The organism is Sphingomonas sp. ERG5 (genome assembly GCF_000803065.1).
Lineage (GTDB): Bacteria > Pseudomonadota > Alphaproteobacteria > Sphingomonadales > Sphingomonadaceae > Sphingomonas.
In genome coordinates this window covers 47793-60914 of sequence record NZ_JSXI01000006.1, presented here as the reverse complement: position 1 = coordinate 60914, position 13122 = coordinate 47793, and the positions used below count along the sequence as shown (strand labels likewise).

At 65.2% G+C, this 13122-nt stretch carries 9 protein-coding genes; 6 read left to right on the top strand and 3 right to left on the bottom strand.

Annotated features, from left to right (window positions below; all coding sequences use genetic code 11):
* Positions 1-257: 257 nt before the first annotated feature.
* Positions 258-1160, bottom strand: coding sequence for a LysR substrate-binding domain-containing protein (locus OO12_RS01955; protein ID WP_034156950.1), 903 nt, complete (start codon positions 1158-1160; stop codon positions 258-260).
* Between the two features lie 425 nt (positions 1161-1585).
* Between OO12_RS01955 and OO12_RS01950 the strand changes: the two genes are divergently transcribed.
* The 4 genes from OO12_RS01950 to OO12_RS01935 all read left to right on the top strand — a co-directional run bounded on the left by OO12_RS01950 (position 1586) and on the right by OO12_RS01935 (position 8950).
* A complete protein-coding gene (locus tag OO12_RS01950; RefSeq protein ID WP_034156949.1) occupies positions 1586-2773 on the top strand; it encodes an aspartate aminotransferase family protein in 1188 nt (395 codons plus the stop codon).
* Between the two features lies 1 nt (position 2774).
* Entirely contained in the window at positions 2775-4193 is a 1419-nt protein-coding gene (astD, locus tag OO12_RS01945) for a succinylglutamate-semialdehyde dehydrogenase (protein WP_034156948.1), read from the top strand.
* A gap of 280 nt (positions 4194-4473) precedes the next feature.
* Positions 4474-5574: a pyridoxal phosphate-dependent aminotransferase gene (locus tag OO12_RS01940; protein ID WP_034156947.1), complete on the top strand. Its 1101-nt coding sequence runs from the start codon at positions 4474-4476 to the stop codon at positions 5572-5574.
* Between the two features lie 559 nt (positions 5575-6133).
* On the top strand, positions 6134-8950 hold the full coding sequence (locus OO12_RS01935) for a TonB-dependent receptor plug domain-containing protein (RefSeq protein ID WP_082006285.1): 2817 nt from the start codon (positions 6134-6136) through the stop codon (positions 8948-8950).
* 3 nt (positions 8951-8953) lie between these two features.
* Here OO12_RS01935 and OO12_RS01930 read toward each other — a convergent pair whose 3' ends face one another.
* The gene (locus OO12_RS01930) at positions 8954-10675 is read right to left on the bottom strand and encodes an acyl-CoA dehydrogenase (protein WP_034156946.1); all 1722 of its coding nucleotides are present in this window, start codon (positions 10673-10675) and stop codon (positions 8954-8956) included.
* Between the two features lie 70 nt (positions 10676-10745).
* Here OO12_RS01930 and OO12_RS01925 point away from each other — a divergent pair, with 70 nt between their 5' ends.
* Both OO12_RS01925 and aqpZ read left to right on the top strand, forming a co-directional pair.
* A complete protein-coding gene (locus OO12_RS01925) occupies positions 10746-11717 on the top strand; it encodes an L-threonylcarbamoyladenylate synthase (protein WP_034156945.1) in 972 nt (323 codons plus the stop codon).
* 63 nt (positions 11718-11780) lie between these two features.
* On the top strand, positions 11781-12512 hold the full coding sequence (aqpZ, locus tag OO12_RS01920) for an aquaporin Z (RefSeq protein ID WP_034156944.1): 732 nt from the start codon (positions 11781-11783) through the stop codon (positions 12510-12512).
* Positions 12513-12553: 41 nt separating this feature from the next.
* On the opposite strand, the gene msrA is transcribed toward aqpZ, so the two are convergent.
* Positions 12554-13096, bottom strand: a complete 543-nt coding sequence (msrA, locus tag OO12_RS01915; RefSeq protein WP_034156943.1) for a peptide-methionine (S)-S-oxide reductase MsrA — start codon at positions 13094-13096, stop codon at positions 12554-12556.
* Between the last annotated feature and the right edge of the window lie 26 nt (positions 13097-13122).

Genomic DNA, 13122 nt, shown 5'->3' with positions numbered 1-13122 from the left:
CCCCAATACCCCTGACGCCCCGACACTGCCAAAGCTGCGCTGGACGACGCCTCGGCTCGAAACGCTCGGCAGCATGAGCGACACCATGAGCAACATGACGCAGCCGCCCAATGATGGGTCCGCGTCGCCCAGTCTTCATGCTTCCTGAGCAAGGTGGGGACGCGTTCGCCCCGGGGCTGACGACTCGACCGGCAATCCGCGAGGTACAGAATTGCGCGCGGCACCTGGTTCGATGAATCGCCCGGGCATCTCCGGCGTCAGGTCGCCGCGGCGGCCTCGGCCACGATCCAGGCGCGAAACCGGGCAAAGATCGGGCGCTTGAGCCGGTCGGCGGGGTAGACCAGATAATAGGCGCCTTCGCCTTCCAGCGCCCGATCGAACGGGGCGACAAGCGCGCCGGATTCAAGCTCCGGCTCGACCATGAAGCGCGGCAGCAGCGCAGCGCCCGCGCCACCGGCGGCGGCTTGCGCAATCATCAGGAAATGCTCGAACACCGGGCCGTCGCCCGGCACTGCGGCGTCGAGCCCCGCCGCGTCGAACCATTGCCGCCACGCCCCGCGCCTGACGGCTTGCGACAGCAGGGGCAGTTTCAGCAGGTCGGTCGGTCTGGTCGCGCGCGCGTCGGCCAGCAGGGCAGGCGCAAGGACGACGATCGATTCCTCGCGGAACAACAGGTCATGTTCCATGCCGTGCCAGTCGGGCGCGCCGAAATGGATCATCGCATCGAAGCCCTCGGCCTCGAGATCGAATTCATGCACCCGCGCGGCGACATTGATCACCAGTTCGGGCACTTCGCGGGTCAGGCCGCCCAGCCGGGGCGCGAGCCAGCGCATGCCGAAACCGGGCAGGGTGGCGATGCTCAGCGCATTGTCGTCGGGTCGCGCAATGACGCGCGACGTGGCCACGCGGATCGCCGCCAACGCCGGTGCGACCGCATCCAGATACGCGCGTCCTTCATTGCTCAGCGCGACGCGACGTCCGGTCCGCGTGAACAGCGTGACTTGCAGCCAATCCTCCAGCGTCGCGATCTGGCGGCTGATCGCACTTTGCGTCAGGCCGATCTCGTCCGCCGCGCGCGAGAAGCTCTCATGTCGCGCCGCGATCACGAAACTGTGCAGTGCGCCCATTGGCGGAAGCAGGCGGCGGCTGCGGTCGTTCATTCCATTCTCGCATGTCACGGTGCGGAGGAGTCGTGGATCCTGTTGCCAGGCGCATATTGGCCATGGCGGTTTCGGGGCCCTGACGGTTCCGGGGCCATGACGGTTCCGGGTGAAAGATGCAAACAGCACCTCATTCCAGATAATAATTTGGAACAAGGGGCATGACCTGATTGCGACGGCAAAGCGATCCTGCCCGGTGTGCCGCCACGATGATGCGGCCTATGCCCGCCCGGGCGAGGCCGGAACCGCCGCCAGGGTATTCCGGCCGTGATCAGGGTCAGCATCGCGGCCGGCGCTCGCACTGTCCCCCTTATTCCGTTTCGGCATGAGCAATTGCGACTAACTCGTTTGCTCAAATGCTCTTCCCGTACGATCGCTCCTCACGACTTCATACTATTTCGTCATGAATCCGAAAGGGAGCGTCGATGTCCAGCTTGCTCAACGTTTACAACCGTGCCGCACCCATCTTCGTGCGTGGCGAGGGAAGCTGGCTCCACGACGATGGCGGCAATGCCTGGCTCGATTGCGTCGGCGGCATCGCCACCACCGGACTTGGCCATTGCAATCCGGTCCTGGTCGCGGCGCTGAAGGAGCAGGCCGATCGGTTGTGGCACATCTCCAACATGTTCGCGATTCCCGGCCAGGAAGCGCTGGCCGAGCGGCTCACGGTCGCGACCTTCGCCGATCTCGCCTTCTTCGCCAATTCGGGCTCCGAAGCGATCGAATGCGCGCTGAAGATGGCGCGGCGCTATCATGCGGCGCGCGGCAACCCGGAACGCGATGTGGTGATCGGCTTTAAGGGCTCGTTCCACGGCCGCACTTATGGCGCGATCAATGCGTCGGGTAATGCCGCTTATCTCGACGGCTTCGGTCCGGCGCTGCCCGGCTATCTCCAGCTCACCACCGATGACTGGGCCGCAATTGCCGATGCGATTGCCGCGCCGACCACGGCGGCGGTGATCATCGAACCGGTGCAAGGCGAAGGCGGCGCGCGTGCGATGTCCGAAGCATTGCTGCGCCAGCTGCGCCAGGCGTGCGATGCCGTCGGCGCGCTGCTGATCCATGACGAAGTCCAGTCGGGCATGGGGCGGACCGGGCGGCTCTTCGCGCATCAATGGCATGACGATGTCGCGCCGGACATCATGGCCGTCGCCAAGGCATTGGGCGGCGGCTTTCCGGTCGGCGCGTGCCTCGCCACCCGTCGTGCCGCGAGCGGCATGGTGCCGGGCACGCACGGATCGACCTTTGGCGGCAATCCGCTCGCCATGGCGGTGGGAATCGCGGCGTTCGACGAAATCGCGGCACCGGCAATGCTTGCCCATGTCCGCGCGGTCAGTACGCATTTGCGCGATGGCCTCGCCCGCTTGCAGGCGCGCTATCCCGAGACGATTCTCGATGTTCGCGGCAAGGGCTTGCTGATCGGCGTGAAGCTGGCGGTCGAGAACCGCGCCTTCATGGCCGCGGCGCGCGAACGGCATCTGCTTGTCGCGGCCGGCGGAGAAAATTGCGTCCGGCTGCTGCCACCCCTTACGATATCGCATGACGAAGCCGATATCGCACTCGAGCGACTGGACGAAACCTGCAACGCAATGCTCGGGATGATGGCGGCCTGATATGACGACGACGTTCGAATCGCGTGACCCGGCCAGCGGTGAGCTGGTCTGGTCCGGCCCGGCGGCATCCGCGCAGGCATGCGCCGATGCCGTGGCCGCTGCCCGCAATGCCCTGGCGCGCTGGTCGGCGACCGGCATCGAGGATCGGATCGCGGTGGTTCGTCGCTACCAGGATGCGCTCAAGGCCAATGCCGAAACCATCGCGACGGCGATTTCGCGTGAGACCGGCAAGGCTCTGTGGGAAACGCGTACCGAAATCGCGTCGATGATCGGCAAGGTCGATTTGTCGATCGCTGCTCATGCCGAACGCACCGGCACGCGCGAACAGGCCGCGCCGTTCGGCCGTGCCGTGCTGCGCCATCGCCCGCACGGGGTGATGGCGGTGCTCGGGCCGTATAATTTCCCCGGCCATCTGCCCAATGGGCATATCGTTCCCGCCTTGCTCGCCGGCAACACCGTGGTGTTCAAGCCGTCCGAGGAAACCCCGCTGACCGGTGAACTGGTTGGGGAAGCAATGCGCGAGGCGGGTGTGCCCGACGGCGTCTTCACTGTCCTGCAGGGCGGGCGCGACACCGGCGCGGCGCTGCTCGATCAGGATATCGACGGGCTGCTCTTTACGGGCTCGGCCGGGGCGGGTGCGCATTTCGCACGCATTTTCGCCGATCGGCCGAAAGTGATCCTCGCGCTTGAGCTGGGCGGTAACAACCCGCTGATCGCCTGGGACGGTGAGCCCGACGCGATCGCTTCGATCGTCATCGCCTCGGCCTTCATCACCACGGGCCAGCGCTGCTCCTGTGCGCGCCGCCTGATCGTGCCGCGGGGTGCCGCTGGCGATGCGATCGTCGCTGCCGTGGCAGCTTTGGCCGACCGGCTGGTGATCGGCGCGTGGAATGACGATCCCGCGCCGTTCATGGGGCCGTTGATCTCGCCTGCCGCCGCCACGCGCGTTTCCGAGCAGGTCGCCGAACTCGTGCGGCGCGGCGCGCAAATCATCCGCAGGCTTGAGACCGTGGCGGGCCGTCCCACCGCTTTCCTCACGCCTGTCATCCTTGAGGTTACCGGGGTGGACGCGCCCGATGAGGAAATGTTCGGTCCGGTACTCCAAATTATCCGCGTCGCCGATTTCGACGCCGCGATCGAGGCGGCCAATGCGACGCGCTTCGGCCTGTCCGCCGGGCTGATCACCGATGACGATGCCTTATGGGAAACATTCCTGCACCGTATCCGCGCGGGCGTGGTCAATCGCAATCGGCCGACCACCGGCGCCGCCGGGTCGATGCCGTTCGGCGGATTGGGCGCTTCGGGCAATCATCGCCCCAGCGCCTATTATGCGGCCGACTATTGTGCCTATCCGGTGGCCAGCTTCGAAGCCGACACGGTGGTCGATCAACGCGGTGATCTGAAGGGCGTGCGCGACTGACGCTTGGAGTCCTTTTCGATTTAGGTCGATCCGGTGCCATCCTTCGCATCCTCTGCGGGGGGCGTGAATGCACACCGCCGACGCATGGCGCGTCAAGACGGTTGCGGCCGTAACGCGGTGCTGCCGACCTTCCCCGGGACGATGGCGTTGCACTGCGACGCCTGAACGGAAATCGATGCCGTGACAGCTTGGCGAGGGTATCGCACGATGGGAGAATCGCGCGGGGCGCAAGATGCCCACCCAACCATCGGTCGCCTGGCCGCCAGAGAGAGGAATATCGATGCGCTACGTCCGGATGCCGATCGAAGTCGAATCGCCCGAAGAATATGGCTATGGCCGGATCCGCTATAATCTGTCGGAAAGTTCGGTCGCCGACCGCAGCATCGCCGGGCTTGGCCTCACCATTCCCGACCTGACCCTGCTCTATGGCGAGCATCGCGGCGGGGGCGGACTTCGCCGTCTGATCGCCGAGACGAGCGGCGGGGTCGCCGCCGATGATGTGCTGGTCACGGTCGGTGCGGCTGGCGCCTTGTTCATCATCGCCACGGCATTGCTCGGACCCGATGATCATCTCGTCGTGGTGCGGCCCAATTATGCGACCAATCTCGAAACGCCGCGCGCGATCGGTTGCGCCGTCACGCATGTCGAGCTCGATTTCGCCAGCGGCTTCCGTATCGACCCCCGGGCGATCGCCGCGGCGGTCACGCCGAAGACGCGGATCATCAGCGTCACCTGTCCGCACAATCCGACCGGCACGATGCTCAGCGCGGTCGAACTTGGCGACCTTGTCGCGATCGCCCGGGCGACGGGGTGTTACCTGCTGGTCGACGAAACTTATCGCGACTTGTCCTTCGACGGGCCGTTGCCGCTCGCCGCGTCGCTTGGCGATCATGTGATCAGCGTCGCCTCGCTGTCCAAGGCTTATGGCGTGCCCGGCATCCGCATCGGCTGGATCATCACTCGTGACACCGGCCTGCAGGAACGCTTTCTCGCGGCGAAGGAGCAGATCAGCATTTGCGGCAGCGTGATCGACGAATGGGTCGGTGAACAGATCCTCTCCCGTCGCGACGAACTCCTCACCCCGACGCTCGCCGAAATGCGCCGCCGCCGCGATCGCGTCACCGAATGGATGGCGGGCGAGGAATTGCTCGACTGGGTCGCGCCCGCGGGCGGCGTGGTCTGCTTCCCGCGCATGCGCGGCGAACCGCGCGGCGGCACTGACGCCTTCTACAAGCGCTTGCTTGAACAGCATGGCTGTTATGTCGGCCCGGGCCATTGGTTCGAACTGCCCGACACCTTTTTCCGTCTCGGCTATGGCTGGCCGACCGCCGATGAACTGGAAGGCGGGCTGCAAGCCATCTCGGCCGCGTTGCGCGATTAGGGAAACAGTGGTTCGAGCCGACCGCCTGCCCGGGCAAGCGCCCGGGACGAGCTTCGAATGGAAGGGCATCCAGCTCGCGATTCAACCCCGATCCGCGCCATGACAAGGTGGAGCCGGACGGAGCGCTGACCCGCGTTCCGCCCCGCTCTTTCTCAGCTCTGCACAATCATCACGGGATGACCGCCATCTGTTCCGGTCGGAAACAGGTCGTTTCGGCGGTTATTTCACCTGTTTATGCCACCTGTTATTCGATAACAGGTGGGTCAGGCACAAATATTTGGAAAATAAGAAGAAAAACTGATCGGAAATCCAACTTAACAGGGCCAAAAAAATCCGGCCGAAATAACAGGCATAACAGGTGACGATGATCGCCATCCCCGCGCTATCGACTCGCCGATCGAGCATCGGCGCTTCGCCTTTCGTCGGGGGCCTCCTGCATGGTTCATGGCGAAATGCCCCTGCTGCCCGACATGTTTCCCCCGGGTGCAACAGATAGCTGGCACACTCTTGAGACAATTACTCTCTAGGTGCAGTGGGGAAGAGAATGACTGGAGTGGTCATGCGGCGTTTGAGTTTCTTCCTGTTCCTGATGTCCACCACCGTGACGGTACCGGCCTTTGCGCAGGAAGCGCCGCAGCGGCCGCCACAAGAAGAGCCGGGCAGCGATAGCGATCCATCGGCATCGTCAGATGAACCCGACATCGTCGTTCGCGGGTCGCGCAACCCGCCCGGGTCGGTGATCGGCGACATCCCGCCCGAAAAGCAGATCGGCGCAGCGGAGATCCGCTCCTATGGCGTCAGTTCGATCTCCGACTTGCTTGACGAACTCGCACCGCTGACCGCGAGCGGGCGGGGCAGCGGCGGGGCGCCGGTGGTGCTGCTCGACGGCAAGCGCATCTCGGGTTTTACCGAGATCCGCGACATTCCGACCGAGGCGATTCAACGCGTCGAGATCCTGCCCGAAGAGGTCGCGCTGAAATATGGCTATCGCGCCGATCAGAAGGTGGTGAACGTGGTGCTGCGCCGTCGCTTCAAATCGACCACGCTCGAAGCGGCCGACCGGGTGCCGACCGCCGGCGGGCGCAACACCGCGCAAGGCGATGCCGATCTGCTCAGCATCCGGCGCGGCGGACGCTTCAACCTGCATCTTAAGTATCAGGGCAATTCGGCCCTGACCGAGGCGGAACGCGATATCAATCCGCAGCCAAGCCAATTCTCGACCCAGGGCAATATCGTGGGTGTGCGGAGCCTGGCTAATCCGACCGGCGAGATCGATCCGGCACTGAGCGCGCAATTCGGATCGCCAGTGACCGTCGCCGGCGTGCCCGCGGGCGCGGCTTCCGGCATTCCGTCGTTCGGTGATTTCCTTGCCACCGCCAATCGCCAGACGGCCAGCGATCCGCGTCCTTATCGCACCTTGCTGCCGTCGAGCAGCAATTTCAGCGCCAATATGGTCTATGCCCGGACCATCTTCGGCAATGTCTCGGCCACCTTGAACGGCGAACTCGAAACGAGCGACAGCATCAGCACGAACGGGTTGCCCGGCGTTTCGCTTGGCCTTGCCGCCGGCAACCCCTTTTCTCCCTTTGCCCGCGACGTCACGCTCAACCGGTCGCTCGACGCCTTCTCGCCGCTCGAACAGCGCAACTCCACGGTCTCGGCGCATCTCGGAACGACGCTCAACGGGGCGATCTCGACCTGGCAATGGTCGCTGACCGGCACCTATGACCGCAGCGAGAACAGGACGATCACCGATACCGGTGTCGATACCGCGGCGTTCCAGGCGCGGCTGAATGCCGGTGATCCGACCGCCAACCCGTTCGGCCCGCTCGGTCTGGCGGAGTTCGGCCCCGGGCGCGCCAACCGGGCTTATGCGACCTCGAGCAATCTCGACGTCGACGCCCTGTTCACCGGCAGCCTGTTCAAGCTGCCGGCCGGCGCTGTCGCGACAAGCATCCGCGTCGGCGCGCAGAGCAACGACTTTTCCAGCCGCACCTACCGCGCTGACATCGTCTCTCCCGGCCAGGTGTCGCGCGATCTGGTCAATGGCCAGATCAATATCGACCTGCCGATCGCCAACAAATCGAAGGATGTATTGAGCGCACTCGGCAAGCTTTCCGCCAATGTCAATTTTGCCGCGGACCATCTGTCGGACTTCGGCACGCTGACCACTTTCGGCTATGGCGCCAACTGGTCGCCGGTCGAGGGGGTGCGGTTGATCGTGTCGCACACCGACCAGGACAGCGCGCCGACCGCGCAGCAACTCGCCAATCCGGTGATCCTCACCCCCAATGTCCGGGTGTTCGATTATCTCAAGAGCCAGACCACGACGGTGACGATCCTCTCGGGTGGCAATCCCGACCTGCGCGCCGATAACAGCCATGTCACCAAGTTCGGACTGACGCTCAATCCGTTCAGCAAGACCGACCTGACCTTCACCGCCAGTTATGTAAAGAGTCGGGTCGACGATCCCACCGCGTCCTTTCCTTCGGCCAGCGCGTCGCTCGAGGCGGCGTTTCCCGGCCGCTTCACGCGCGATGCGACCGGAGCGCTGATCCGCGTCGATACGCGCCCGATCAACTTCGCGCGCAGCGAGCGATCGGAACTGCGCTGGGGGATCAACTTCTCCAAGAGCCTCAAGTCTAAGGTCCAGAAGGAGATCGAGGCGTTTCGCGCCGGCACTGGCCCCAATCCGTTCGAGGGCCTGAGGCGGCCGGGGCAGGACGGCGATCGCGGCGGTCGCCCTGGCCGCGACGGGGCAGGGGGCGATAGGCCGGATGGAGCGGCGCCTGGTGCTGCTTCCGATGGCGGCGCCCCCGATGGCGCCCGGCCACGCTTCGGCGGTGGGCGTGGCGGCGGCGGCTTTGGTGGTCGCGGCGGTGGCCGGGGTGGCGGACGGCTGCAATTCGGCGTCTTCCACACCTGGCACTTCACCGACAAGGTGCTGGTTGCCGATGGCGGGCCCAGCCTCGATCTGCTCAACGGCGATGCGATCGGCAGCGGCGGCGGCCAGTCGCGGCATGAGGTGCAGGTGCAGGCGGGCTATAGCAACAATGGCGCGGGCCTGCGGCTATCGGGCAATTACCGCAGCGGCACGCGGGTCAATGGCGGCACGCCCGCCGCGCCCGAACCGCTTGCCTTCTCGGCGCTGACCACGCTGAACGTGCGGCTGTTCGCTGATCTCGGCCAGCGGCTCGATCTGCTCAAGAAACATCCCTGGCTGCGCGGCACGCGCATCACCTTGTCGTTCGACAATGTCTTCGACAGCCGCCAGCGCGTCACCGACGTGAATGGCGAGACGCCGATCAGCTACCAGCCCGATTATCTCGACCCGCTCGGCCGCACCGTGCGGCTGAGTATCCGCAAGATGTTCTGATCCTCAGGCCGCAAACGTCTCCGCCGGGATCGAGTACAGGACATCCGCCTTCGCCGTCGCCGCTGCCTTCAGGCCCATCGCTTCGGGTACGATCTGCGCGACATAGAAGCGCGCCGCCGCCGTCTTCATCGCCAGGAAGGCAGGGTCGCCCTCCGAGGTCGCGGCGATCCGGCCCTGCCGCTCCATCAACCAGCCGCACACTGCGGTCGAGAGCATGGTCAGGAACGGATAGCTTGCGGCGAGCTTGTCGTCGGCGTCGAGCGTCATCAGCCCGCGGCCGATCTCTTCGCAGGTGTCGATCAGCGTGATCAGCCCGGCATCCTCCGCTTCGGCGCGCATATCGGCGATCAATTGCGCGAACACGCCGCCATTGGCGAGCCCGAGCTTGCGCCCGACCAGATCGGCGGCTTGAATGCCGTTGGTGCCTTCATAGATCGGGGTGATGCGCGCCTCGCGGAACAGCTGCGCCGCGCCGGTCTCCTCGATATAGCCCATGCCGCCATGGACCTGGATGCCGATCGAGGTGACTTCGCAGCCGATATCGGTGCCATGCGCCTTGGCGAGCGGCGTGAGGATCTCGAGCCGGTCCTGCGCACCCGCCTCGCCCAGCGCTGCGCGGTCGACCTGTGCCGCGGCGAGATAGACCAGAGCACGTGCCGCCTGAGTCTGCGCCTTCATGCGCAGCAGCATGCGACGGACATCGGGATGCTCGATGATCGCGACCGACTCGCGGCTCGACGATCCGGCGCGCGCCGACTGGATCCGCTCACGGGCATAGCTGACCGCGGTCTGAGTCGCGCGCTCGGCGATCTGCACGCCCTGCAGCCCGACATTCAGCCGCGCATTGTTCATCATGGTGAACATCGCCCGGATGCCGCCATATTCGCCGCCGATCAGTTCGCCGATGCAATCGTCATTGTCGCCGAAGCTCAGCACGCAGGTCGGCGAGCCGTGCAGGCCCATCTTATGCTCGATCGACACGACGCGAACATCGTTGAACGCACCGGGTGTGCCGTCATCGTTGAGGCGGTACTTCGGCACCAGGAACAGCGAGATGCCCTTGGTTCCTGCCGGTGCGTCGGGGGTGCGCGCGAGGACCAGGTGGACGATGTTCGGCGCCATGTCGTGATCACCGAACGAAATGAAGATTTTGGTGCCTTTGATCGACCATTTGCCGTCGCCGATCGGCTTGGCGCTGGTGCGCAGCGCGCCGACATCGGATCCGGCCTGCGGTTCGGTCAGGTTCATCGTGCCGGTCCATTCGCCGGTCGCGAGATGCGGCAGATAGAGCGCCTGTTGTTCCGGGCTGCCATGGTGCGCCAGCGCTTCGATCGCACCGACGGTCAGCGTCGGGGCAAGTGCGAAGCTCATATTGGCGCTGCCCAGCGTATCGAGCACGGCGGTCTGGATCGCGAAGGGCAGGCCTTGCCCGCCAAACTCTTCGGCGACGCCGATCGTGCCCCAACCGCCTTCGACATAGTCGTGATAGGCCTTCACGAAGCCGTCGGGCATCACCACGCCCTCCGGCGTCCACTTCGCGCCCACGGTGTCGCCCGCGCGGTTGAGCGGCGCCCATTCGCCCTCGGCCAACTGCCCGACGCCTTCGAGCACGGCGTCGACCACATCGGACGAAGCGGCGGCGAAGCGCTCGCTTTCCGCCAGATCGCCGATTCCGACGATATGATCGAGCACGAAACGCTGGTCTGCGGTGGCTGGCGTGAACACGGGGCAGGTCCTCTTATCTCTCAGGCTTCCAGCGGCTATAGCGCGCCCGATGACCGTTCCAAGCCCAACGATGACGACTCGCGTCCTGCACTATGCCGATGATGCGATCGCCGAAGCGGCGCAGCTGATCATGGCGGGTGGAATCGTCGCCGTGCCGACCGAGACGGTGTACGGCCTTGCCGCCGATGCGACCAATGCGACTGCGGTTGCCGCGATCTACGCCGCCAAGGGCCGGCCGAGCTTCAATCCGTTGATCGTGCACGTGCCCGATCTGGCGGCCGCGCGACAGCTGGCGGTGTTCGACGAGGTCGCGCTGCGGCTGGCCGATGACTTCTGGCCGGGGCCGCTGACCTTGGTCCTGCCACTTGCCGGAACGGCGCCGGTCGCATCGCTGGTCACGGCCGGGCTGTCGACCATCGCGATCCGCGTGCCGGCGCACCGCGCGATGCGTGCGTTGCTCGTCGCCGCGGGCCGGCCGCTTGCCGCACCCTCCGCCAATGCGAGCGGCGGGATCAGCCCGACCCGCGCGGCGCATGTTCTGGCCAGTCTCGATGGACGGATCCCCCTGGTGATTGATGACGGCGCGACCCAGGCCGGGCTGGAATCGACGATCGTCGCGACCGAAGGCGGGATCGAAATCCTGCGCCCGGGCCCGATTACCGCCAGTGACATAGAGACTTGCTTCCCCGGCAAAGGCCGGGGTCCAGTGACGCCGTCCGCCGCCCAATCCCGGCCTTTGCCGGGAGGGCATCTGGTGACCGCGCCCGGCCAGCTTGAAAGCCATTACGCACCCAGCAAGCCGTTGCGCCTCGAGGTCACGGAGGCAGATGAAGGCGAATGGCTGATCGGCTTTGGCGCGGTCGCCGGCGACGACACCCTGTCCGCGACCGGTGATCTCCGCGAAGCCGCCGCACGATTGTTCGACCTGCTGCACCGTGCCGACGCAAATGACCGCCCCCGTATCGCCATCGCACCCATCCCGCAGGAAAGTCTCGGCATTGCGATCAACGATCGATTGCGCCGCGCCGCCCATCGCGATTGAGTATCTTTACGAAGACGCAACGATAGGTCATCTTCCCCGGACATAGACCCCAGGGAGGACGACATGACCAATACGCAACGCGGTCTCGCGGAGTTTCTCGGTACATTCTGGCTTGTCTTTGGCGGCTGCGGCAGCGCGGTGTTTGCCGCTGCCTTTCCGCAAGTCGGCATCGGCCTGGCCGGCGTCTCGCTCGCATTCGGCCTGACCGTCCTGACCATGGCCTATTCGATCGGCCATATCTCGGGCTGCCATCTCAATCCCGCTGTGACCGTCGGGCTCTGGGCCGGCGGTCGTTTCCCGGCCAAGGACATTCCGCTCTACGTCGTTGCTCAGGTCGTCGGCGCGATCGTCGCGGCGGGCCTGTTGTATTGCATCGCCAGCGGCAATCCCGATTATTCGCTCGCCGCCAATGGCCTCGCCGCCAACGGTTTGGCGGATCATTCGCCCGGCCATTATTCGCTCCAGGCCGGTCTGATCGCCGAAGTCGTGCTGACCTTCTTCTTCCTGCTCGTGATCATGGGATCGACCGACACGCGCGCGCCGGCCGGCTTCGCGCCGATCGCGATCGGCCTCGCGCTGACCCTGATCCATCTGATCAGCATCCCGATCACCAACACCTCGGTCAACCCGGCGCGCAGCACGGGGCCGGCGCTGATCGTCGGCGGCTGGGCGCTGACGCAATTGGTGTGGTTCTGGGTCGCGCCGATCGCCGGCGGTATCCTTGGCGGGCTGGTCTACAAGGCGCTCGGCGCTGATGCGAAGGCCAAGCCGCCGATCGAAGGCGAAGCGCTCTGAATTAGTTGAGGCCCCTCCCCGTTGCGGGGAGGGGCTGGAAGTCAGGCTGCTTCCGCCTTGATCCGCGCAGCGAAGCTCTTCCGAAGCTTTTTCAGCTTGGGCGGAATCACCGCCTGGCAATAGGGATTGCGCTGCCCGTCGCCCTGCCAATATTCCTGGTGATAATCCTCGGCCGGATACCATTCGGTCAGTGGTTCGATCGTGGTTACGATCGGGCCGCTCACATCGACTGCAGCGCGCGCCATTGCCGCGCGGGCTTCGGTTTCCTGTTCGGGCGAATGCGGGAAGATCGCCGAGCGATATTGCGTGCCGACGTCATTGCCCTGGCGATTGAGTTGTGTCGGATCATGCGTCGCGAAGAACATGTCGAGCAAATCGCCATAGCTGACCTGGTCGCGGTCGAAGGTCACGCGGATCGCCTCGGCATGGCCGGTATCACCGCCGCACACCTGACGATAGGTCGGGTTGGGCAGCGTCCCGCCGATATAGCCACTCTCGACCTTCTCGACCCCGATCACATCGTTGAACACCGCTTCGGTGCACCAGAAACATCCGCCCGCCAGCGTGGCGACTTCGCTTGCCATGATAAGCTCCTCGATTTGTCTTTCTA